The sequence below is a fragment of the Bradyrhizobium sp. UFLA05-108 genome (assembly GCF_059803455.1).
Genome location: NZ_JBANAZ010000081.1, coordinates 1 through 21,139, shown reverse-complemented (window position 1 = coordinate 21,139; position 21,139 = coordinate 1). Strand labels below are relative to the sequence as shown.

The 21,139-nt window shown below is 61.6% G+C and carries 23 protein-coding genes; 15 read left to right on the top strand and 8 right to left on the bottom strand.

What is annotated here, in order from left to right; genetic code table 11:
• Nucleotides 1-14 precede the first annotated feature (14 nt).
• Both SO140_RS38680 and SO140_RS38675 read right to left on the bottom strand, forming a co-directional pair.
• A complete protein-coding gene (locus SO140_RS38680; RefSeq protein ID WP_498543866.1) occupies nucleotides 15-590 on the bottom strand; it encodes a Ku protein in 576 nt (191 codons plus the stop codon).
• Complete coding sequence (locus tag SO140_RS38675; RefSeq protein ID WP_498543861.1) at nucleotides 488-1,024, bottom strand: Ku protein; 537 nt, start codon at nucleotides 1,022-1,024, stop codon at nucleotides 488-490. Before SO140_RS38675 ends, SO140_RS38680 begins: the two co-directional genes overlap by 103 nt.
• Before the next feature lie 125 nt (nucleotides 1,025-1,149).
• Between SO140_RS38675 and SO140_RS38670 the strand changes: the two genes are divergently transcribed.
• Together SO140_RS38670 and SO140_RS38665 are read left to right on the top strand one after the other, a co-directional pair.
• Nucleotides 1,150-1,554, top strand: a complete 405-nt coding sequence (locus SO140_RS38670) for a hypothetical protein (RefSeq protein WP_474801680.1) — start codon at nucleotides 1,150-1,152, stop codon at nucleotides 1,552-1,554.
• Nucleotides 1,555-1,793: 239 nt separating this feature from the next.
• Nucleotides 1,794-2,981, top strand: coding sequence for an MFS transporter (locus SO140_RS38665; protein ID WP_498541577.1), 1,188 nt, complete (start codon nucleotides 1,794-1,796; stop codon nucleotides 2,979-2,981).
• A 148-nt stretch (nucleotides 2,982-3,129) separates the two neighbouring features.
• On the opposite strand, the gene SO140_RS38660 is transcribed toward SO140_RS38665, so the two are convergent.
• Nucleotides 3,130-3,495, bottom strand: coding sequence for a PRC-barrel domain-containing protein (locus SO140_RS38660; RefSeq protein WP_474801678.1), 366 nt, complete (start codon nucleotides 3,493-3,495; stop codon nucleotides 3,130-3,132).
• A gap of 238 nt (nucleotides 3,496-3,733) precedes the next feature.
• On the opposite strand from SO140_RS38660, the gene SO140_RS38655 reads away from it, so the two are divergent.
• Nucleotides 3,734-4,057 carry a hypothetical protein gene (locus tag SO140_RS38655; RefSeq protein ID WP_474801676.1) on the top strand — a complete coding sequence of 108 codons (324 nt, stop codon included), beginning with the start codon at nucleotides 3,734-3,736 and terminating at the stop codon, nucleotides 4,055-4,057.
• Between the two features lie 460 nt (nucleotides 4,058-4,517).
• Nucleotides 4,518-5,801, top strand: coding sequence for a S41 family peptidase (locus SO140_RS38650; protein ID WP_498541576.1), 1,284 nt, complete (start codon nucleotides 4,518-4,520; stop codon nucleotides 5,799-5,801).
• 111 nt (nucleotides 5,802-5,912) lie between these two features.
• Here the strand turns inward: SO140_RS38650 and SO140_RS38645 are convergent, their stop codons facing one another.
• The 3 genes from SO140_RS38645 to SO140_RS38635 all read right to left on the bottom strand — a co-directional run bounded on the left by SO140_RS38645 (nucleotide 5,913) and on the right by SO140_RS38635 (nucleotide 9,932).
• The gene (locus SO140_RS38645) at nucleotides 5,913-7,694 is read right to left on the bottom strand and encodes a Rieske (2Fe-2S) protein (RefSeq protein ID WP_474801672.1); all 1,782 of its coding nucleotides are present in this window, start codon (nucleotides 7,692-7,694) and stop codon (nucleotides 5,913-5,915) included.
• Nucleotides 7,695-7,932: 238 nt separating this feature from the next.
• Complete coding sequence (locus SO140_RS38640) at nucleotides 7,933-9,363, bottom strand: TAXI family TRAP transporter solute-binding subunit (protein WP_474801752.1); 1,431 nt, start codon at nucleotides 9,361-9,363, stop codon at nucleotides 7,933-7,935.
• A gap of 365 nt (nucleotides 9,364-9,728) precedes the next feature.
• On the bottom strand, nucleotides 9,729-9,932 hold the full coding sequence (locus SO140_RS38635; RefSeq protein WP_474801670.1) for a CsbD family protein: 204 nt from the start codon (nucleotides 9,930-9,932) through the stop codon (nucleotides 9,729-9,731).
• A gap of 812 nt (nucleotides 9,933-10,744) precedes the next feature.
• Here SO140_RS38635 and SO140_RS38630 point away from each other — a divergent pair.
• The 9 genes from SO140_RS38630 to SO140_RS38590 all read left to right on the top strand — a co-directional run bounded on the left by SO140_RS38630 (nucleotide 10,745) and on the right by SO140_RS38590 (nucleotide 17,515).
• Complete coding sequence (locus SO140_RS38630) at nucleotides 10,745-11,017, top strand: DUF2934 domain-containing protein (protein ID WP_498543860.1); 273 nt, start codon at nucleotides 10,745-10,747, stop codon at nucleotides 11,015-11,017.
• Between the two features lie 167 nt (nucleotides 11,018-11,184).
• The gene (locus SO140_RS38625; protein ID WP_498543865.1) at nucleotides 11,185-12,573 is read left to right on the top strand and encodes a carbohydrate porin; all 1,389 of its coding nucleotides are present in this window, start codon (nucleotides 11,185-11,187) and stop codon (nucleotides 12,571-12,573) included.
• 401 nt (nucleotides 12,574-12,974) lie between these two features.
• Entirely contained in the window at nucleotides 12,975-13,427 is a 453-nt protein-coding gene (locus tag SO140_RS38620) for an Hsp20 family protein (RefSeq protein WP_474801666.1), read from the top strand.
• Nucleotides 13,428-13,506: 79 nt separating this feature from the next.
• Nucleotides 13,507-13,827: a hypothetical protein gene (locus SO140_RS38615; RefSeq protein ID WP_498543859.1), complete on the top strand. Its 321-nt coding sequence runs from the start codon at nucleotides 13,507-13,509 to the stop codon at nucleotides 13,825-13,827.
• 512 nt (nucleotides 13,828-14,339) lie between these two features.
• The gene (locus tag SO140_RS38610; RefSeq protein WP_498541572.1) at nucleotides 14,340-14,681 is read left to right on the top strand and encodes a DUF1236 domain-containing protein; all 342 of its coding nucleotides are present in this window, start codon (nucleotides 14,340-14,342) and stop codon (nucleotides 14,679-14,681) included.
• A 139-nt stretch (nucleotides 14,682-14,820) separates the two neighbouring features.
• Nucleotides 14,821-15,192, top strand: a complete 372-nt coding sequence (locus SO140_RS38605; protein ID WP_474801660.1) for a hypothetical protein — start codon at nucleotides 14,821-14,823, stop codon at nucleotides 15,190-15,192.
• Between the two features lie 863 nt (nucleotides 15,193-16,055).
• Nucleotides 16,056-16,280 carry a hypothetical protein gene (locus SO140_RS38600; RefSeq protein WP_474801658.1) on the top strand — a complete coding sequence of 75 codons (225 nt, stop codon included), beginning with the start codon at nucleotides 16,056-16,058 and terminating at the stop codon, nucleotides 16,278-16,280.
• 132 nt (nucleotides 16,281-16,412) lie between these two features.
• Nucleotides 16,413-16,661, top strand: coding sequence for a hypothetical protein (locus SO140_RS38595; RefSeq protein WP_474801656.1), 249 nt, complete (start codon nucleotides 16,413-16,415; stop codon nucleotides 16,659-16,661).
• A 386-nt stretch (nucleotides 16,662-17,047) separates the two neighbouring features.
• Nucleotides 17,048-17,515, top strand: coding sequence for a hypothetical protein (locus SO140_RS38590; RefSeq protein WP_474801654.1), 468 nt, complete (start codon nucleotides 17,048-17,050; stop codon nucleotides 17,513-17,515).
• 77 nt (nucleotides 17,516-17,592) lie between these two features.
• On the opposite strand, the gene SO140_RS38585 is transcribed toward SO140_RS38590, so the two are convergent.
• Nucleotides 17,593-18,078, bottom strand: a complete 486-nt coding sequence (locus SO140_RS38585; RefSeq protein WP_498543858.1) for a response regulator — start codon at nucleotides 18,076-18,078, stop codon at nucleotides 17,593-17,595.
• A 686-nt stretch (nucleotides 18,079-18,764) separates the two neighbouring features.
• The gene (locus SO140_RS38580) at nucleotides 18,765-19,724 is read right to left on the bottom strand and encodes a sensor histidine kinase (RefSeq protein ID WP_498543857.1); all 960 of its coding nucleotides are present in this window, start codon (nucleotides 19,722-19,724) and stop codon (nucleotides 18,765-18,767) included.
• A 225-nt stretch (nucleotides 19,725-19,949) separates the two neighbouring features.
• Between SO140_RS38580 and SO140_RS38575 the strand changes: the two genes are divergently transcribed.
• Nucleotides 19,950-20,246, top strand: a complete 297-nt coding sequence (locus tag SO140_RS38575; RefSeq protein WP_474801648.1) for a hypothetical protein — start codon at nucleotides 19,950-19,952, stop codon at nucleotides 20,244-20,246.
• Between the two features lie 528 nt (nucleotides 20,247-20,774).
• Nucleotides 20,775-21,139 (top strand): DUF4118 domain-containing protein (locus tag SO140_RS38570; protein WP_498543856.1); only part of this gene is annotated, 365 nt, incomplete at its 3' end.

The following is a 21,139-nucleotide window of genomic DNA, read 5'->3' as shown; positions in this document are numbered from 1 at the left end:
GTGTGGTCTAGGCGCTAACTGGTCCTGCGGTGACGTGCGCTGCGCCTCGCCGCGGCAGGCTTCCCAGCGCCACGCCGTTCGGGTTTTGCCGAGCGGTCGGCGTCGATGCTTCGCCGGAGCGCATCCATAAGGTTGACGATGTTCTCGCGCGACGGCCTGATGGCAGGCGGCTGCGCGGGGCGCGTCGCCTGCTTCTTGCGCAGGATCCGCAGGAGCGCGCTGCGGTAGTGGTCCTCCAGCAGAGCGGGGTCGAAATCGGTCGACTTCGTCCGGATGATGTGCTGTGCGAGCTTCATCATCTCGGAAGGCAGCTTCACCTCTGGAATCTCGGTGAAATATTCGGACGCGTTCCGGAGCTCGTGTGCGAAGCGCAGTGTGATACCGCGAAGGCCGCGCCCCGTTGGCTCGACCAAAAACGCCCGCTCGCGCGAGGACAGCACCACGCGGGCAAGGCCGACAACGGCTTCCCGAGCCATTGCATCGCGGATCACCGCGAAGGCTTCTTGACCGATCTGCTCGCGCGGCACGATGTAGTACGGCTTCTCGAAATAGCTCGCGTCGATCTGCCCAGCGGGAACGAAATGCTCGATTTCAATTGTGCGCGTGTTCTGCGGCCGCGCGATGGAGGCCGCTTCCTCGAGCGCCCCGGCTTCATCATCATAGTTCGCAGCGCTCCCGTCCTCTTGAACGCCGGCGGGAGAGATTGGCGGGCTTTCACGGCGAGGCGCAACAAGCTCCAGGGCTCCCGGGGCGGGCGCTCGCTCCTCGCCCGCTCAAGGTCCCGGTCCTCGACTAACAGGAACTCGTTCTCGCCGAGCTCGTAGCCGCGCGCCTTCTCGGCGGCGTTCACGACTTCGCCGGTGACGGAATCGACGAGCTTATGTTTGAGGCGATGACCCGTGCGCCGGTTGAGCTGACGGAAGGAAACGCGCTCGGCCGCCGAGATCGCGGGATAGAGTGCGATCGGAGAGGAGACGAAGGACAGCTTCAGATAGCCCTTCCAGTAGGGCCGGGACGCAGGCACCGGAGACTCCAACGCTACAGGATACAAGAGCCAAAGCCTGAGGGAAGGCCAAGGAGACAACGGAGGGAAGCGACGGGAGTTTCAGGGCATTTTGCGCTGTGTTGCACAACTGTGTGCGTTGCGCCTTGCTGTTCGCGACCATTTTTGGCGAGGACCGCGCGCCGCCGGCTCCGGAAGCCGTCCCTAAGTCGCAGGAACTATTTATCCCTCCGCCGAGTCAGAATTGCGTTAGCTCGGTCACGGCGCTTCCGCTGGGATCACCGATGTTGTCCGCCATGCGCTATGTTGTACATGCAACAGATTTGTCCGGTCTGGCGCTCGCTACCTATGAGATCGAGGCTGGCTGCGATGATGACGCAAGGCGGCGAGCCGAGATATTCCTCGAAGCTCACCTGTCAATAGAGATTTGGGACGGCGTGCGGCGCGTGGCGCGCCTCACGCGCGCCGAAGCCGAAATCAGAGAGCAGTTGGCCACGGGGGCCAAGGCGCACCAAGTCGAGGTGACCGATCACGAGGTCAAACCTGGATAAAAGGTGTAAGCGAACAAAAGGCGACACCCGCAACCGTACCTCTGAGGAAGCACGGCTTGGAGCCGGGCTGACCGATCCTGACGCGATGCCGCTCACTCCAAACCGCGAGCCAGTCTATTCGTGTTCGGGTTGTAACGGGAGTGGGTCGAACATCAGGTTTGCTTCGGTCGTGTGGATTTGCAATCTGACTGGAGACCCTGGTGTAAGGCGCGGGCCATCATGTCCAAGGCTTATCGACTATGCGTATCACCGAACCAATTGCCTATATTGCTCTTTACGGCGCCTTGTACGCTGCATTCGGCGCGGCATCGCCATTCTGGCCAAAACTCTTCGAGACGAGAGCTCTAACGCCCCAGCAGATTGGCTCGATTTTGGCAGCTGCAATGCTGGTGCGCCTGGTCTCTGGCCCGTGTGTTGGAAGGCTCGCTGATATCTTCGGTTCGCTGCGCCTTGTGCTCGCAAGCTGTGCCGGGTTGGCGGCTGCGGCGGCAGTCGCATTGATCTGGGCAGAAGGGTTCTGGTTCTTGCTTCTCCTGGCTGTGGCTCAGGCTGCGGCACTTGCCCCGACGACCTCGATTGCTGATGCGTTGTCGGTGAATGCGGCAAAGCCCCAGATGGCCGAAAAGCCCTTTGAGTACGGCTGGATACGAGGTTCGGGCTCGACAGCCTTCGTTTTGGGCACGCTGCTCGTTGGACAGCTCATCGGCCCTGCTGACCTCACCCCAGTCATCTGGATGAACGCCGGACTGCTCGTCACGGCGGCGTGCGCCACAGCGTTGGTGCCCGCTGTTGCTCCTCCAGCTGCTGCGCTAAACACGGGGCCATCGCTCGCCATGGGTGAGGCGCAAGGATTCCTGACGATCCCACGGTTTCGCGTCCTGATTTTGGTTTCAGCCTTGGTCTATGGCAGCCACGCGATGCACGATGCATTTGCCGTGATCCGGTGGAGCGACGCTGGAATAGGCACTTCGGTCATAAGCTTCCTGTGGTCGGAAGCGGTGGCTGCAGAAGTCTTCGTATTCTTTCTTGTTGGTCCAGCATTGATCGACCGGCTTGGCGTGCATGGCGCGGCCGCCTTGGCTGCTATGGCCGGAATCATACGCTGGTCGATTGCGGGCGTGACGACCTCCGTCTTGCTTCTCTCCATAATACAGCCCTTGCATGGTTTGACCTTTGCGCTGCTTCATCTCGCTTGCATGCGCATGATGAGGATAGTTGTCCCAACACCGATGGCCGCAACGGCCCAGGCCCTTTATGCGTTTGGTTCAGGCCTCGTTACTGCTGCACTCGTGTCGCTGTCGGGTGTTCTTTATGCCCGATACGCAGGAGCGGCATTCTTTCCGATGGCAGCTCTCTGTGGCGTCGCGCTTCCGTTTGCTTGGTTTGGCTTAGCCGGTGAAACAGGTCGATCCTCTGGCCCTCTTTAGTGCGATGGTTCCAGCTGCGGGCAGGCATCCTTCACCGAGCAGCGCGCTCCGGAGAAACTGCGGAATTTGAGACCCGGCGACCGCCGAAACGGCCCCAACGGCGTGGAAAGCGCATCGGGACCGTCGCTCCAGTGAGACGGTAGATCTCCTAAGGAGCAGGGATGCCGGCGTAGTAGTCGTCGACCGACCGAGCCGTCGCAGGATCTGACCAGTTCCAACTGCGTTCGCTGCTGTACTTTGGTGCGCCTCTTAGCCGGTTCTCAGTCGCGCCTGTGACGTAGCCGCCGAGATTGGTGTCATACTTCAGGGACTGCCAGGGAAGCGGATAATGATCCTCCCCGATGCCAAGAAAGCCGCCAAATCCGAGTACGGCGTACGCGACCTTACCGCTGATCTTGTCGATCATCACACGTTCAATCGAGCCGATCCGCTGATTGTCCGCGCCGTAAACGGCAGTGCCTTCGACCTTGTCACTGCCGATCAAATTTCCTGTTTCCCGTTCTTCGTAGGCCATGCGATTTCCTCCTCCTAAAGAAAGTTCAACAAACGGGGGATTCGCTCGTTCCTAGATCGTCAGGCCTCCAGGCATCTGCTTCCCAGGAGAACGAGACGGCGCTGCGCCAGCGCAAGGCGGTGGTGGATGCGCGTGCGGAGCTGCTTGGCTCCGGACCGGCTGAAACGCAGCAGCCGACGCCGCCCGCGTCCGTCAAGATGGTTGACGCCGCTCCGGTCCCGGCGGGGGCCAAGCGCTCGTGCCGCCCGCGCCGGTCGTCGCCAAGCCGGCGACTGGTCAGCTCACACCTGATCATCCCACGCCGCGGCAGTTCGACGTGGAGACGCTCGTGGCGGCCGCCGGCGACCAGCGACGCGGGTGCCGCCTCCTGCCTCCGGCCATGCTTGTCGCCATTCCCAGAGGGGGGCGACGACAGGCGAGGGTGGTGGGCAAGCTCGGCGAGCTGCCGATGGCGCTGGGGCTCGTCTCGCTCTTAAGCTCGAGCCGGATCCTTCGAAGGGGCGTGCTGGTTGGGAGGTTTCTCGATGCAAGGATGGATTTGGCGGTCATGCCGGAAGTCTGATTCTGGAACCGTCTTTCGCCCTGGCCCTAATATGCTCAACCGCTGGCGGCCCGCCAGACGACGGCCATCTTGGGCGCCTGGCGCTGCGGGCAGGCTGCGTCGACAGGCTTGGATGGGGATGCAATGGCGAGCGGAGCCGGAATCAGAGGCTGCGCATTTCGAGCCGGAGAAGTGCTTGTCGACGCTTTTCAATGGCTTTGGCGAGCGTTGGAAATTGTAGGCATGGTCGATCGCCGCATCAAACATGGCCGTGTCCTTCAGGCCAGGCCAACAGGCCTGTAAGTCGTCCCAAGCTCCGGCGGCTCGACAGGCGAAAAGTTCTGCGGAAAGTAGCACCGTAGTGGCAGTATCGCTTGGTCTGGCATATCGTGACCTCAACGATCGCCGCGCATTCCCCAACGGTTGGGCATCGCATGGCCGGCGAATGCGCCCGGCGGGCGCGTCACTGCGAGATCAGACGATGAAAGAGGCTATCGATCCATCGCCTTCGCGTCGCCAAGTGTTGCGGCTGGCAGCCATGGTCACGGCATGTGCCGTGGCTGCACAGGCCTCGAGCGCTGCGGAGCCTCTAAAGCGAGAGGCCAACGACTCCTACGTTCCCGCCGATGGCGTCTCGACGTTCGAAAGCGTTTGGCAGACTGTCCGTGATCACTTTTACGATCCGCATCTCGATGGACTGGACTGGCCGGCGGTCCGGGAGAGATATCTTCCCGACGTTGAGCGGGCAACGTCCCAGGACTCTCAGGCGCACGTCATCAATATCATGCTGTCAGAGCTGCACGCCTCGCACACGCGTTTCTACACGCCTGATGAGCCCGAATATTATCAACTTGCAGACATCTTTGCCGGCGCACTGCGACGGCGGGGACTGCAGCGTGCGTTTCCAGACGGCCGCATTTCGTACCCTGGCATAGGCATCATTTCAGGCTTCGAGGCGACCGGTCGCAACACAATCACTGGTGTCATCGATGGAACGCCGGCTCAGCAGGCGGGCCTTCGTGCCGGTGATGAAATCATCGCTGCTGACGGGGCCGCATTCGAGCCGATTGGGTCCTTCCGCGGAAAGATGGGCAAATCGGTCGTCCTGGAGATTGATCGGGGCGCCTCGGTGCTGCAAGTCCCGGTGGTGCCGGTCGATCTCGAGCCCACCAAAATGTTCCTTCATGGGTTGGAGTCCAGTGCGCGCGTCATCGAGTCCAACGGACGACGTATCGGCTATGTCCATGTTTGGTGCTATGCCGGCTCGATCTATCAACGCGCTCTTGAATCCCTGCTGTCTCAAGGGACGTTAAGAGACGCAGACGCCCTGATCTGGGATTTGCGGGATGGCTGGGGCGGCGCGCAACCCCAATATCTCGATCTCTTCAGTGCCCGCGCGCCTACCATGCAGGTGACAGGCCGAAGCGGCACCAGTGAATTCGTGAATGTGAAGTGGCGCAAGCCCGTTGCTATGCTCATCAACGGCCGTACGCGCAGCGGCAAGGAGGTCCTTGCCTATGGGTTCAAAAAGTACCGGTTGGGCGAGCTCATCGGCACCCGGACAGAAGGCGCTGTTCTTGCCGCCACCGCATTCCTCATCGGAAGCGGCCTGCTGCTGCTCGCAGTCGAAGATGTCCACGTCGATGGCGAACGCCTGGAGGGCGTCGGCGTGACGCCGACGATCGAGGTCCAGGCAGGCGCGGCCTCCGCCGGGTCAGACGACCCCCAGCTGAGCCGTGCTGTCGCGGTTCTGTCCGGGATATGATCCAGGCGTCATATTCGTGCGCAAGCCAGAGCCAACGCGGAAAAGGTCCGTCTCGGTTCGCTTTTGTCAGTTCAGATCGACCATAATGTAGTGCGCTTTCAGCGCGTGACGTCAGGACGATCCAACCTCCAGATGGAGCTCGCCACCCCGCATCAAGCGGCGGGCGATGTCGGCCGTCTGCAGGGAAGCGCGTTCGGTCGGCGAGTGGGCTGCCAGATAGCGGGCCACCGCGATGAGGATGTGCCGGCCCTCGTCCGTGTCGCCCCACGCGCCGAACTGCCGGACTCCCGCCTCCAGCATCTGGTACGAATGGAAGCCTGCATCTTCGCGCAGCACCGCGTGTACGAGCGTGGCGATCAGCGCCTGCGGCGAATGGCCGAGCGTGAAATGCCGTGCCACCAGCCTCGCGGCGAGATCGACCTGCCTCTGCCGGTCGAAAGCATCAAGCAAGGCGGCGCCGATCGCCCCTTGATCCGCGGGCAGATCATCGAGCTGCTCGCCGCCGTCGCCCGGAATGCGCGCCGGCGGCACGTTGAGATAGCGCGCAAGGTAGAGCGCCATCACTCCATGCAAGACGCCGCGGACCGCCGTCAAGTCACTGTCGATGTTGGCAGTCCCGATCCGCCTCAGCATCTGGTGTACCGCGTTGGCATAGATGAAGACGTGATGTGCCGTCTCCCAATCGGCGTGCTCGTTGGCATGGCCGAAGCGCGCGACCCTGAGCGCGGCCGCGTACGCGAGGCATTGGCCAAGGTCGGCAGCGGCGGCACCGGCGCGGATCGCCTCCTCTAGTGCGTCTACGATCCTGGCCGGATCGTCACCGAGCAGCTCTTGAGCAAGCGCGGCGCGGCCCGACCACTCGCGCGAACCACGTTCCGCCGCGAACAGGTCCGCGAGTTTGCGGGTTGAGTCCTCACACAACGCGACAAGGTCGACGGGCTGACGCCAGGTTGTCGATTCTTCGGCGCCACGGGCGGCGACCATCTGACCGACGACAGTCGGCAGCAGAGCCGCCCCGTGTTGCCAGCCGACCAGGTCGAGGCACTCGAATGCCTTGTTGATGAAGTCGAGCGAGTGCCCGGTGTCGGCGAACGCTCGCTCGGTCGCGGCGGCGAACAGGGCATTAGCGAGCTCAGCCGAGGAGAAGCCGGCCGCAATCGCCGTGAGCAGGGTTCGCTCGGCCGCCTCGCGATGGCGCACGGTCGTCCAACGTCGCAGCCAGCCCTTGAGCGCAGCCGGATCCGGCCGGCTGCCAAGCGGCGCGCGTTCCCGCCGCGGCGCTTCGCCGTCGCAGTCCTCCGCGACGCGGCGCGCGCCGTGGAAGAGGGCGAGAAAGGCCTCCTCTTTCGGCAGCGCAGGCAGGAGATTGCCGAGTGCCGTAAGGATCGTAAGACCGACGCCCCAGCCGTCACGATTTAGGGCCCCGAACAACGCCACCTGCCGGACGGTTTCGGCCTGCGGCACGCCGGCCGTGAGCTGACCATGAATGGCCTTGGCAATGACGAGGCCGAGGTCGTGGGCGAGGCCGTCCGCAAGCCGCTGCTGCCAGTGCACGGCGGGATCGGCCTGCGTGAATGTGATCTTCACCCAGACCTCACCATTGCGCACCTCGACTGGGCAGATCGGCGCGTCGTCCGCCCACAGGTCGAAGGTGCAGCCGCTTTCGAGATCGAAGCGAGCGTGGTGCCAGTGACAGGTCAAGATGCCGTCCTCAACGCTGCCGCGCTCGAGCGGGAAGCCCATGTGCGGACACCGATTGTCGAGGGCGAAGACGCGCCCGCGGTCGTAGACGACAAGGATCGGACGTGGGCCACCGTGTATGACGAGCCGGCCCTTGAGCCTCAGCTCCTCAAGGCTGCCTGCCAGCGCAAATTCTTTGCTGGGCGCGTCCATGAGCATACCTCCCATTGTCTCTTTGGGGGCGCTGCAGATCACATAAGCATTGCCTCTCGGCAAGGCGAGAGCGCGGGCGCCCGGTTCGACATCACGATGTAGAGCGTCGAGGCTTCGGACAGCCGCCGAGACGTCGCGGACAAACGCCCAAATCGGCCAGTCCTGACCTTTCACTTTGCTTAAGCTGCTAGGTTCCTACGTCAGTGCCGATCGGGACGACAGCTTTCACCTGGTCACGTCATCCTCGAGGCGTAAGGCTGTGGCGGATCCCACCGCCACGAACCGGTTCGGAGGTGCCGCCTTCTTGCAACGCGCCTCGCCTCTCGACGATGGCATGGCTCAACAGTTCGAGCACAAGGCCAAAGGCCGCGAGTTCCTCCTCCTCAATGGCGCCGACATCGTAACATTCAAGGGTTTCGCTGATGATGGCGTCGGCTTCACGCTGCAGGGCCAATAATTCCTGGTTGGATTCCGCGGTCCGGGCGCTGGAAACCATCGCCAGGATTCTGTTGCGATGGCTGGTGTTTTCTTCCCTTTCGTCCCGATTCAAATAGCGACGCAACCAAGCGCCGGCCGAACCGATCGCGGAGAGGAGCAGGAGCGCAAACCAGAAGTAATCGCCGTACCTGTCGAGGAAGGTGCGTTCGTTGCCGTCGATGACTGCCGCCGCTCCCCGATGTACCGGTAGCTCGGCGTCTTTCTCGGTGTCCGGCTTGGTCATATGTGCAGCACCAGGCACTTGCCGGGCAATGGCCTGACGAACCGCGAAGAGTTGCCGGAAAAAGGCCGCCACAGTCGTTTCAGACAAAGTCTTTCGCGCCACGATCAGGTGGCTGACGCTGACCGTCTCAACCTTGTCATCCGGCCAAGCTGGATCCGCATTGAAGACGTTGGGCGGAATTTCCTCGGACTCATAACGCGGGTGCTTCAAGGCGATGGCTTCCGATGCCTCGATCGCAAGAAACTTCGGCTCCCCTCGCGCCCGAGCCGTTGCGGCGATGGCGTCGGACGTGATTTTGCTGTCGAGCGGACCGACCGCCATGAACGCATCGACGGTCAGGTCGCGCGCCAGCTCCTCGATGTGGTCCGTGCCAAAGTGCGAAACCGCAACTTTGTCCGCCTCGACGCCGGCAGCGCTCAGGATGACCCGCAGCAACTCGGAATTCGCAGGGGTCCGGCCGATCACGCCAACACGGTGCCCGGCGAGGTCGGCGATCTCCTTGATTTTCGGTGCGTGCTTTCTCCTGGAGCTCTTTCCGCCGACTCCGGAGGGCGACCACAGCACAACGAAGTTTTTCCGCATAGTGGCGACGATCTGCGCGTCGGTGGGCATGTCCAGATCGGCACGGCCGACCGCAAGATCGGCCTTGCCGGCCCTGAGCATGGCGAGAGCTTCCACCGCCCCGTCGGTTACAATCGGAGACAGCCTGACGGTTCTGCTTTCGCTGGCGAAGGCATCGGCCATCGCCTGAATTACCTTTTGATCGTTGCTTCCCAGCGGTCCGACTGCAATCCGGAGAATTTCCGGCCGCAACGCATAGTACAGTGCGCCCGCCGCGGCGCCAAAAACAAGAAATCCGACGGCCAAGACCAGCAGTAACGAATTGCTCCTTCTCCGCTGGCGGCGGGCGGCGTCGCTGGTCTTGCTTGTACCATTGGACGAGGACATTGCCGCTGCTGGTCGGAGATCAAAGCGCTCCCTGCTTCCCAGGATACCACGTATATCCAAAAGTAACGTCCGGGTGGACGCCTTGTTCATTTCCAAGCGGTGAAGATCGTGAGCGTTCGGAAGGCTCGCTGCGGCAGAAGGCGCCGGTATCGGCCCGGACGTGAGCACGCAGCCGAGACAATTGTACCTAGCTGGCGGCCCTGATGTTAAACCGCTGACGCACCGTCGCTGCTCGCCTGACTTGGTTCTTGCGGCAACTGCATGTAATCTTCGGAGCTTGTCCGTGGACCATGGATCGTACGAGCGCTTTCAGCGCAAGCCACGCAAAAAGAAAGCCCGCGCGGTGGTCGGCGGGCTTTAAGCGGCTACCATTTCTGGCGACCAAACCAATCGTTGAGCTCTTTTCTCGCTTGGTCCTTCTGGTAGCCGTAACGCTGCTGAAGTTTTCCTTCCAACTGCTCTTGTTTTCCATCGATGGCATCTAAGTCATCGTCGGTGAGCTTACCCCACTGCTCCTTGACTTTGCCTTTTACCTGCTTCCAGTTTCCTTCGACGCGGTTCCAATCCATGTCGTCCTCCTCTTTTTCAGAGGATATCCAACGCGCCATCTCCAAGCTGGTTCGACTCGGTAGCCGCAGCTAAGCGAGCACGTGCCGGCCAAAAAGGCGTCCTTCGTCAAAGCCCGCGCTCATTGCACATCCACCCGAGAACAGCGGCAGGCTATGCTCTCGTGGAACAAACAGGACCTGCCCCCGCTTAATCAAATCAGGAGCCCGGCCATGCTGCGATTGAGACCGCCACGCCCCGTTCGCACGACGCTCGACCTCGCGGACGCGAAGCAGGTGAAATCTATGCGGAGACGCCTTGGCATCTCCGATGCTGATCTGGTCAGGATCGTCGATAAGATTGGCAACTCGTTAGCGGGCATTCAGAAGGAGGTTGAGCTCGAAAGGGCAGCGGCCCTTGAGCACTCCACCCCAAAGAAAGAACCTGCGACCCTAGCGTAGGAGTTTGCAACCACCCTGTTGAGCAACGATCCTTGTTGAGGAGCACAAGCGCGATGAACCGTCTGATTTATCTGATAGGGCTGATAGTTGTGATCGCTGTTATTCTTTCGTTCTTTGGCTTACGATAATCATTCGATCCGTGATCAGCGACTTCGCGGCTGCAGAAAAATGGATGATCCGCACCAAGTAAACACCTTAATTGCCCGGTTGGCGCTCAATGAGGTGCGCCTGCAGATTGCCGCGGTTGATCGGGCCTCGTAACTCTGCCTCACGTGAATAGTAGGTTGCTGGCTACGGCCCAACATTGCACCGTCCTTTCAGAGTGACAAATCGAGAAAAAATCGAGCAGCGCCGTCTAACGCCGAGGCGCAGTCATGGAAAACGAGCAAGATCTACAGCATCAGATCGAGCTGGCTAAACGCGTTGCGGCCTCCATCAAAGATGAGACCACGGTGCGGCGGCTGTTGCGGTTGGCTCACGAACTCAAACAGAAGCTCTTCGCGTTGTCCCGGCGGTCACAGATCAGCGCGCGTGCCTACGAGCTTTGGGAACAGAGTGGGTGCCCGTCGGGACGCGATTGGGATTTCTGGCTTCAAGCTGAGCGGGAGGTCAACGACAAATGTAGCCGAGATGGAAGCGCTGATTGACCGCATAGTACTGCTTGGGCACGGGATGGTCAGGAACGGTCCTGGGCCATTGAATGCCACTTGCAGAGGAATCCGACCTCTTGAATTGGCTGTGCCGCCATGTCCCAATGGTTCAGCCGCACAACAATGGTGGGTTAACCCACGATGGGTCTGCATTGAGCAAGAGCATTCGACGCCTCTCGCATACGATCCTGCTTGCTGCTGTGTTTGCGGCAACCCACGCTCTCGCGCAGGAAGACAAGAAGACGGATGAGGACAAGCCGGCAGACCCCGACACCGGCGAGAGCACCGTTGAGGAAAAAACCTTAGGGATCCTGCCAAATCCCTTCCAGAGATATGGGGTCAAGTTTGCAGCCACCTACATCGGCGAGACACTTGGCAATATCTCCGGTGGACTGAAACAAGGTGCCATCTATGAAGGGCGGCTGAACCTCGCAGTGGATGTCGATCTGCAAAAGCTCGCCGGCATCGACAAGCTTACATTCCACGCCAATATGTTTCAGATCCATGGTGAGGGATTATCGCGCAGCAATCTCGGCAATTTGTTCGTGGTCAGCGGCATCGAAGCGCTGCCATCCACCCGGTTGTATGAAGCCTATTTCGAGAAGCAGTGGGGAAACAAGAAGGTCTCGCTGAAGTTCGGCCAGCTTGCCGCCGACAGTGAGTTCTTCAACACCAAATACACCGATGTCTTGACCAACGCCTCGATGGGCTGGCCGGCGATCACATCCATTGATCTGCCGAGCGGCGGGCCGTCGCCTCCTTTGGCGGCGATGGGCACAAGGTTGCTTGTCAATATCACCGATCAACTGTCCGTCCTTGGCGGGATCTTTGACGGCAACCAGGCAGGCCCCGGACCCGGCGATCCTCAGGAGCGCGACCGCTACGGCATCAATTTTCGCGTCAACGATCCGCCCCTGCTTCTTGGGCAAATCCAGTACGCCTGGAACAACAAGAAAGGGGATCCCAACCCTGCCGGGCAAATCAAGTTTGGAGGCTGGCGCCATTTCGGTTCCTTCGCCGATCAGCGGCTCGCCTCAAACGGCGTGTCGCTGGCGGCGCCCGCGAGCAGTGGCGCGCCCCTGCTGCTGTCCGGCGACATCGGCGGATGGGCGGTGTTCGAGCAGAAAGTCTATCGCGTACCGCACAGTGATGATCGCGGCGTCGGCGTATTCGCGCGTGTCTCTGGCGCGCCGGCCGATCGTAACCTCATCGATCTCTATGCCGATGCCGGCATCGAATTCATCGGGCTCAGCGATGGTCGGCCCGACGACAAGTTCGGAATTGCGGCCGGTTATGCGCAAGTCTCGAAGCGTGCGCAGGCGCTCGATGCCGACTACCGAGCCTTCGTCAATCCAAACTGGCCAATGCGCAGCTTTGAAGGACTGCTGACCGCGGTTTATCAGTATCAGGTGCGCGACGGCTGGACCTTGCAGCCCAGCTTCCAGTACATCATTCATCCTGGCGGTGGCGCGACTGATCCTTTGGGATCCTTGGCGGGAAGGGGACTCAAGAACGCGGCGGTGTTCGGGGTGCGCACCACCCTCAAGTTCTAAAGAACTGCCCCATTCGCCGTAAGGGAGGCTTCCGCTAACGAGGACTGCTCGTCGGCAGACACGACCGCCAAGCGAATCTGCCGGCTGGCCGTCCGTGCGGAAGTCGACCGCTTTCCTGCGGGTCGCTTCTGGTGGCGAGAACGCCTCGCTCAGTGCCGCGCTCCGCCCTTTCGGCGCGAACGATCTTGCGGAAGGATTCGAGTTGCCGGCTCATTGCGACGGCAATCCCTAACCAATGTCTTGCGAAAAAAATCGCACGACCGCTTGAAACTTTTTCGCGGCTTCCAAATTTTTCTGTCGCCGCAGCCGCGGCCAGGGTGCCTTAGGGGCCCTGCAAGGCGGGTGCCGGTTAGGTGTCCGGTGCCGGCTCGTACCCATCTTGCTCTGAGGAGGATTTGGCTATGAGGTATGATTGGACTCCCCTGTGGAGGTCGACCATCGGTTTCGACCGCCTTTTCGACGTTCTCGACGAGGTCCAGCGGACCGCCGAAGAGACCTATCCCCCGTACAACATCGAACGTCTCGAGGAGAATCGCTTCCAGATCTCGGTTGCGCTTGCCGGCTTCTCGCCGGACGAGGTCGCGCTCACGGTCGAGCAAAACGTGCTGACGCTGGAAGGCCACAAGGCCGAGAAGGAGGAGAAGACCTTCCTGCATCGCGGCATATCGGCGCGCAACTTCAAGCGGCAGTTCACGCTGGCCGACCACGTCGAGGTGAAGGGCGCCCGGTTCGAGAACGGCCTGCTGATCATCGACCTGCAGCGGGAGATTCCCGAGGCGATGAAACCGCGCCGCATCGATATCAACGGTGCGACCTCGGGCAACGTCAAGCAGATCGAATCAAAGGCGGCTTAATCGGCTTGAGACTCCAGGATCAACGCCGACGCGGACACGCGCGGCGGCACAGGCAACTCGTCCAAATCAGGAGGCGACCATGCGGCCGACGACCGCGACCCACGACAACGTATTCGATTTCGATTACATGCTTCATCCCGGCACCAGGTTCGAACACCCGCGGGATGTGGTCTCTCATCCGGGCCTCAGCCTCGGCGAGAAGCGGGCCATTTTGGCCTCATGGGCCTCGGATGCATCTGCGATCGCATCCTGCCCGTCCCTGCGGGCTCCGGAAGGGTTGAAGGCTCCCGTCACTATCGACGAAATACTCGAGGCGCTGCGCGAGCTCGATGATGGTCCAAGACAGCCTCCCGGGGGCAAGCCGATGCGTGTTCGGACCGCCGAGCGTTGCGCGGCGTGAGCGAGAACGGCAGGACAACCTAACACTTTGAATCGGGGAGCTTTCCGAGCAAGCTGCCGCGCGGCTCAGGTGCAGTGGATGGAAGCACGGCGCGACAGGCGAAGCATGATCGAAGCTGGCGCGCCTTGGTGCAGCGCGCGGCGCGACACAGCGTGAGCTGACCTTCGCGGCGGCGCCTGCCGACGCGCCTACAAGAGCTCCGCCCCGAGGTCCCCGCCGTAGGCCATCGCACGAGGGACAGAAGGCCTGCGCCGCAAAAAATCACGGAATGGCTCGTGGGATGTCCCCGCTGCGGCGCGGAACTTCGCCAGTGAGGATTGCCGTGTTGGCTGCGAATGAGACTCGGCAAACGACGGTCACCACGACTCGAGGATGGTCCAGCCAGTCGCCGGGATCGAGCTTCGTTCCGGTTCCGCATCAGGAAAAAGAGGAAGTAGTTCTGCCCTGGCTCCGGAACATTGCCATCATTCACGTGTTCACGCAGCGCCGCATGGAGCGGCGAGGAGAGACTCATGAAGAAGCTGCTGCTGATATCCGCGGCCGCCGCGCTGATCTCGACGGGCGCGATGGCTCAGTCGACGACCGTCACCACAACCGGGGCCGGCCACGCGGCCGTGCAGATCGAGCCGGAGTACCGCACCAAGATCCGCACCTACGTCACCGAGCACAAGATCCGACCGGTCGAGACCCGCGAGAAGATCGTCGTCGGTTCGCCCGTGCCGCGCGACGTCGAGCTCGAGGCGGTCCCCGCCGAGTGGGGTCCCTCGCTCACCAAGTATCGCTATGTCTACTCCGGCGAGCGCGTGATGCTGGTCGATCCGGCGACGCGCACCGTCGTCCAAGAGGTGGACTAACTCCGCCCGTCGCGGCGGGCCGCGGAGGAGGAGGCGGCCCGCCGCAAGCTGACGTCCGGCGACCCGCCGAGAAGCGATTCCTTGAGCTGAAACCGGCGGTACCATGCCGATCATCCGATACTTCGTATTCGTGGGCGGGATGCTGCTCGCGCTGCTGTTCGCCGCCGAGTGGTATCTTCCGGCGCCAGTCGATCGCACCGACGCGAGCGATCTCGACAGGACGATCATCCGCATCCGTTCGGCGAGGAGCCTTCCGGAGAAGATCGTGTTCGACACGCGCCCGCGCACCGACCTTCCGGCCCTGGCAACCGGGGAGCCGATGCCCGAGGAACGCGAACATTTCGCGCGCGAGGCACTGGCCGCCATGCCGTCTCCTCAGTCCAAGAAGGAGCCGCCGGCGCGGAGACGCGCAGAGGATCGTCCGCCGGCGAAGCGGTCGGCGAAATCGGCGAGAAGGCTGCCCGAACGACGGCTGGCCTTCGACCACGACTTCTTCGGCGGAACGTGGTGACTTGAAGGCGACACCCATCCGGAGCGCGGCCTGATATCGCCTTCGCTGACGCGGTTTCACCAAGGGTGATGGTGCCAGCCCGCCGCCCCAGCGGTAAGGCGCATCGTATCCGTAGTGCTACGCGTGGGTCCGCCGTAGTAGCCCTATAGTAGCCTGGAGCGTACCGTAGTTGCCGTAGACCCCATTCGTAGCCCGAAAGGCAAGGTCGCCGACCACGGCTCCCGCGGGAAGGCCGCCAGCGAGCGCGGGACCGAATCCGCGGACGCGGGCTTCCGCATGGGAATGGCGCCGCCATGGAGGTCACCGAAACCGCCGACGATCGCCGCTACCATTGCGATCTTCTTCATCGATTTTCCTTTCTAGTTTCCGGCGCAGCCGAACAAAGGGAAAAACGGTACGGTTGCTGGCGTGCCTCGGCGCCGAGGGGCAATGGACTTCTCGGCGCCGGGGCGGGCGTCACTCGAAAGTTTCGAGCTTGGAACACAAACAATTGGATCGCAGAGGGGTTCACCGCGCTCTCCGTCGCGCGACGTCTGATCGCGCGGCTTGACGACGTCGGCTCGTCTCGTCCTGAAAGAGCTCCGCCCCACGTCCGGGCCGCAGGCCATCGCAACCACGAGGGACAGCAGAAGGCCTGCGCCGCAAAAGGTCACGATGACCCTTCAGCTTCTCGATATCGAGGTCCGCGCCGGTGCATTGGAGAGCGCCTTCGCCAGTGCGGCCGAGGGGACGTCGAGATTGTTGTCGAATCTGGCGGCCCGGCATGTGCGATGCGAAAGCCAGCTTGCTGGCGCGCGCCCCCGGTCGGGGGAACGGCCGCCTCCGGCCCGAATTGATCCGGAGGTAGAACTCGGAGAATGCTCATGAAATGGATCCTCACAGCGGCCTGCGCCGCAGTGGCGCTTGCTTCGGCCTCGGGCGCGGACGCGAAGGGCTGCATCAAGGGCGCAATTGTCGGCGGTGTCGCCGGCCACATGGCAGGGCACGGCAAAGTCGGCGCCGCCGCCGGTTGCGTGATCGGACATCATGAGGCGAACAAGAAGAACACGAACAATTCGAATGCCCAGGCGCCAGCGGGCCAGAAGTGACCTTCCGGACAATTGGCCGGCTCGCAGCGGTGCCACACTTGGCGCGATAGATGACGGGAGCGAGGACACCGTGATCATCGACACCGATACGTTGCCCGCCGGATGTCTCCGCTGCGGCGGGGAGGCTTGCGCGTGAGGATCCGCTTCCACTCTGAGAGTCACATCGTCGAACTCGACGATGGATCGCGATGGCAGATCTTTCCCGGCGACCTCGATCTCACGCTGGACTGGAAACCGGAGACCGAACTCACCGTGGTGAAATCCAGCGAGGAAGTGGGCTCACACCTGCTGGTCGGCAGCGGCGTGACGGTGCGGGCTATTCCGGAGGGAGAAAGATGGCCGATCGGCGTGGTCAAGACGGTGCTCAAGAAGGAGAGCTGAGTGGACGCGGCCTGCGGGTTGTCGGTGCCGTATGCGATGCGAATGCCGGTCTGCGGGAGTGATGAAGCTCATCTGCGACGAGGCGGCCAGCCTGAGCACTAGGTTGGCGCTCGGGGATCCACTGCATGACCAAACCGTCCGAAGGTAGGCCGCCAGCCTCTGAAATCGCCGCTCAAGATCTAGTCGCCAGCACTAAGCGTGTTCTTCGGAGAGAACGCCGATCTGATCGGTCCGGAGACGAAGAGCGAAAAGAACCGCCGCCGAAGCCGAAATCTCTGGACGAAGGCCTTCGTCGGTTGGAACGCAGCTTGCCCTGCCGCTTTCTCTGATCGATGGATACGAAGGAAGCGCGCTCGCGCATTTCATGCTCGACCGAAGGAGAGCCGATGAAACCGACAGTGCTGACGCTCGTTTTTGGACTCGCTGCCTCGACATCCATGGTCTCGGCGCAAACCGTCAGATGGACGACCTACTCCATCCCGCAGACCAGTACTTCGGTTGATTTCCCCGCCTCAATCTTTACCGAAGACGCGGGCCGGCCGGACGGCTACGGACAGCGATTTCAAACCGCTGACGGCCGAGCCAACCTCACGGTACAGGCCGCCCCCAATGTTTCGAACGATTCACCTGCTGCTTTTCTCGCGAAAAAGCATCCGCCGCAGCGCATACAATACAAGCGGGTAACATCTCGCTTTTTCGCTGTGTCGAGCTACAAGGGCGATAAGGTCTGGTATGATCGCTGCAACTTCTCGAGGGGATTGGTTCACTGCGTCCTGATCAATTACCCGGCGAGGGAAGAGCACGACTGGGACGACATCGTTACGCGCATCAGTCTCTCGCTCAGCGGAAGGTAAGTCGGGCGCATCCGCGCGGCGCGTTTCGCGGGCGATGGACCGAGTCAACGTGCTTACGTCGAGAGCCTCTCGTTAGCTTAACTACGTATACCTTGCATGGCGCTCGACAAATCTTCTGCAGAAAAAGGCTTTCGAATCATTGGCAAGCCGTAGCGCCGACGCTCGCGGCCAGAGAGTTGTAGAACTTTTAACTCCGGGTGAAGGCGCCTTGCGCGTTCGGCCAGTTCATGCCCGTCCATGCCAGGCATATTGATATCTGTGATCAGTATCGATATCCGACCGTTTCGTTCAAGCTGATCGAGAGCTTCGAAGCCACTCTCGGCGCGGATTGCTTCGCAGTCCAGATCCTCCAGCATGCCTACAATTACATCCAGCACGCGGGCGTCATCATCCACAACCAGCACTGTGCAGCTCATAAGGTTTCTCTCCGGCTTGGAGCAGATCACATCGACCGGGCGCCCTCTGATTGTGAGACAAAAGTCGACGAACAGTGGCTCGGATGGGGCGCGGCTTGCTAACATGGCCACGCAGGCACTAAAGACCGCCGCGCTTGAGGAGGCCATCGCCCCTCCTAGCCCGACTACCAATGGGGATCATCGAGGCCGTCATAGTCCCGAACGACGTACTCGCGAGTGAAGTGCTCGACCGGACGCCAGCGCTCGTGAATGACGATCGTCGCCGTTGGCGGCCTCCAATAGTCAGGATGGATGACAATCGTTGGGGGCGGCCGGTATGCATAGGGTGGGTGGATACGCCAGCAAAAGTCCCCTCTGCATGCAATGGCCGCCGAGGCGCTCGCCGTGGAGAACGCCAAAACGCTCGTGGCGAGGCCAGTCGCCAAGAGAGCTCCTCTAGCTGTTCGTGCGTCGGCTTTAAGGTGGTTCATAATTGTCCTCCTTGGCGGTTCTTCTTTGTTGCTGCCCCGGAAACAAATCCAGAGACAGATCGCTTAGTTTCACCCTTCAAGATTAAAACCAGCGCCGGAAGGGCAGGGACGAGGTGCCGGAGGGCCTCGTCTTCAGTTTCGGCTGCATCCACAGCCGCTTGAAACAGGATGGGTAAGTGCAGACTGAGCGCTTACTCGCGGCATGCCGACCCGCACATCACAATCATCGTCGCAAGTGTCCTGAAGGTTCCGAATTCGCGCGCTTGCGCGCGCGTCGGCCAGCAGGGTCAGGAGACGGACGGTTGTCAAGGGCCGTAGAGTGAAAGGCATTAGCGGACTCCAGCTTCGAACGAACGCCAGTGATCAGCTTTCGACGATGACCACCACTTGGACTTCGCAACCTTGCGCCAAGGGCGTCCTGGTCATGCTTCCCTTCATCTGTGCCGTCATCAGGTTGATCAGACGGGTTCCGAGGCCGCTTTGCGCCTCGTCCGGGCATCCGATTCCATTGTCGCGCACCGTGATCACGACCTTCTCGTTTGTCGTCCGCACATCAACTTCCACCGTTCCCGCCCGTCCCTCCGGAAAGGCGTACTTGAACGCGTTCGTCACCAGCTCGTTGACGATCAATCCAATCGACGCTGCCTGCGAGCTCTTCACCGCGATCTCGCCGCAGGACACTCGGATCGCAATCGGGCGCACGCCCCGATGAAAATCGGCGAGGCTCCCACACAACGCCTCCAGATAGGCCGCGAGATCGACCGTGCTGTCGACCGCTGTCTCGCGCAGCCTGTCGTGGACCTTTGCGACCACCTCGATCCGCGCCAGGGCGGAGGTGATCGCCGCTTGCACGGCGGGATTGGGGTCAGATCGCGCCTGCAGCCGCAGGATCGACATGATCGTCGCCAGGTCGTTCCTGATCCGATGCGCCAGCTCCATCATGAGGACGTCTGCGTACGCCTTGGCTTCCGAGTGCTTCTCCAATGTCTTGCGCAAGGCTTCCGTTACAGCGGCAATGCACAGCCCGCTCACCAGGAAAATCAGCAGCGGCAGGATCTCGGCGCTCAGGGGCGATGGCATGAAGTATCGCGCTGCCAGCGCCGCGCTCGCACCTGTGACCAGAAAGCCGGAGCCGCGATCAAAGATGACTGAGGCGAGGAAAATGGCCGGGATAAACAGCAACAGCGGATAGGGCCTCAACTGATCGTCGAGCAGAAGCTTCGCCACGAACGCCAGGCCGACCAGCCCCAGGCTCAAAAGGTACCGCGCCCACACCGGGTATCTGGGCGTAACGGACATGAAGCGAAGCAGGAGTCGGTCCATGAGAAACAACGAACCGGTTCATCGGCGTGTTCCAGTCGGTTGCCAGCAGCGCGCGTCCGGCATCTCGCCGGGGATGGCATCGCTCGAAATCGCGACGAATAAGAAGAATCGAGATGCTGGCGCCTCCGTAGTGCGACGATGGAGGAACGCGTGAGCCAACCGGGCGTTCGAGTTGAAGGTAGCGGCACCCGCGCTTCCGAATATCGTTTCAGAGGAGGATGCACGATGAGGTCCATTGCAGGCGGGCTTGTACTCGCTCTGGCGCTTTCCGCTCCGGCCGCACTTGCCCAGACCACGAAGCCGGACGTCTCCGGTGCCCCGAGCGCGCAGAACTCGGGTACTGGAATAGCTGGCCAGCCGGGAAATAAGAATGGTCCAGCCGCTGAGCCGGGAAAGACCGTCGGCTCTAGCACGACCTCGAACCAGCAGAATCCGACGGTCCAGCAGCAGGACACTTCCAACATCAAAGGTCTGCCGGGAAATAAGAGCGGCCCGCCCGCCAAGGAGCCCGATCGCAAGTGATGTTGAAGCTCGGTTTGACTGCCGAGGGACGCTAATCCTGCTGCATCCGCTTCTGCCCGCCGAGCTCCTTAACCATCCGGACGATCTCGTCCGGATGGTAGGGTTTGTTTACTGTGAAGCTGCCGGGCACGGGATGTGGTTAAGATGGCGAGAAGCCGGTGGCCTCGCGCAGCGCTTCGACGACGAATTCGCGGATCAGAGGATCGTCCTCGACGAGAAGTACGCTCACCGGCAGCTCTCTTAGTAGGAAAACCATTTGTTACGCATGTCGAACGGCCCAAAGGGGGGGTCGTTCCTGACGGCTGCGTCGCCTGCGAGCGTGACGGGAAGGCTGTTCTAACGGTCTGATGCCGAGAGTACTCAGGACCTTCTCGCGATCGCCGCGCCATCGATGACGACGACGCTGGAGGCCTGGGGCAATCTCTTCCATCAGGGTATCTCCGGGCAGCTAAAGCCAACTTTACCGGCATCGGCACTGTGATACGGTTTTGACCGGGAAGGTTCAGGCTGCCCTTACCCGGTGAAACAATGCGGCATGCCGATGTGGATAAGCTGACTGCGGCTGTCGATGCAGCGCTGGCCCGTCAGCGCCGGCGCATTCCTCCGGGCTCCGTTCGGGCCTACGCTTTTGCGGTCGTCTGCGCTGTCGGCGCGACCCTGTTCGAGGCGTGGCTTCAATGGCTTGACCAGGATGCGTCTCCACTGATCGCGTACTACCCGGCTGTCGCGCTGACAGCGCTCGTGGGAGGTGTCGGTCCGGGCGTGCTGGTTGCCGCCGTCGGCGGCCTGGCTGCCTGGTGGGGCTTCATGCCGCCGGCATTCAGCTTTTCGCTGACACGGTACGGAGACAAGGTGACACTCGTCACCTTCGCTTTTGTGTCAATCTTTCTGGT

Coding starts and splice junctions, on each gene's coding strand:
- SO140_RS38665 (WP_498541577.1), top strand. CDS start 1,794: ATGCGTATCACCGAACCAATTGCCTATATTGCTCTTTACGGCGCCTTG.
- SO140_RS38660 (WP_474801678.1), bottom strand. CDS start 3,495: ATGGCCTACGAAGAACGGGAAACAGGAAATTTGATCGGCAGTGACAAG.
- SO140_RS38650 (WP_498541576.1), top strand. CDS start 4,518: ATGAAAGAGGCTATCGATCCATCGCCTTCGCGTCGCCAAGTGTTGCGG.
- SO140_RS38645 (WP_474801672.1), bottom strand. CDS start 7,694: ATGGACGCGCCCAGCAAAGAATTTGCGCTGGCAGGCAGCCTTGAGGAG.
- SO140_RS38640 (WP_474801752.1), bottom strand. CDS start 9,363: ATGTCCTCGTCCAATGGTACAAGCAAGACCAGCGACGCCGCCCGCCGC.
- SO140_RS38635 (WP_474801670.1), bottom strand. CDS start 9,932: ATGGATTGGAACCGCGTCGAAGGAAACTGGAAGCAGGTAAAAGGCAAA.
- SO140_RS38630 (WP_498543860.1), top strand. CDS start 10,745: ATGGAAAACGAGCAAGATCTACAGCATCAGATCGAGCTGGCTAAACGC.
- SO140_RS38620 (WP_474801666.1), top strand. CDS start 12,975: ATGAGGTATGATTGGACTCCCCTGTGGAGGTCGACCATCGGTTTCGAC.
- SO140_RS38615 (WP_498543859.1), top strand. CDS start 13,507: ATGCGGCCGACGACCGCGACCCACGACAACGTATTCGATTTCGATTAC.
- SO140_RS38610 (WP_498541572.1), top strand. CDS start 14,340: ATGAAGAAGCTGCTGCTGATATCCGCGGCCGCCGCGCTGATCTCGACG.
- SO140_RS38605 (WP_474801660.1), top strand. CDS start 14,821: ATGCTGCTCGCGCTGCTGTTCGCCGCCGAGTGGTATCTTCCGGCGCCA.
- SO140_RS38600 (WP_474801658.1), top strand. CDS start 16,056: ATGAAATGGATCCTCACAGCGGCCTGCGCCGCAGTGGCGCTTGCTTCG.
- SO140_RS38590 (WP_474801654.1), top strand. CDS start 17,048: ATGAAACCGACAGTGCTGACGCTCGTTTTTGGACTCGCTGCCTCGACA.
- SO140_RS38585 (WP_498543858.1), bottom strand. CDS start 18,078: ATGGCCTCCTCAAGCGCGGCGGTCTTTAGTGCCTGCGTGGCCATGTTA.
- SO140_RS38580 (WP_498543857.1), bottom strand. CDS start 19,724: ATGGACCGACTCCTGCTTCGCTTCATGTCCGTTACGCCCAGATACCCG.
- SO140_RS38575 (WP_474801648.1), top strand. CDS start 19,950: ATGAGGTCCATTGCAGGCGGGCTTGTACTCGCTCTGGCGCTTTCCGCT.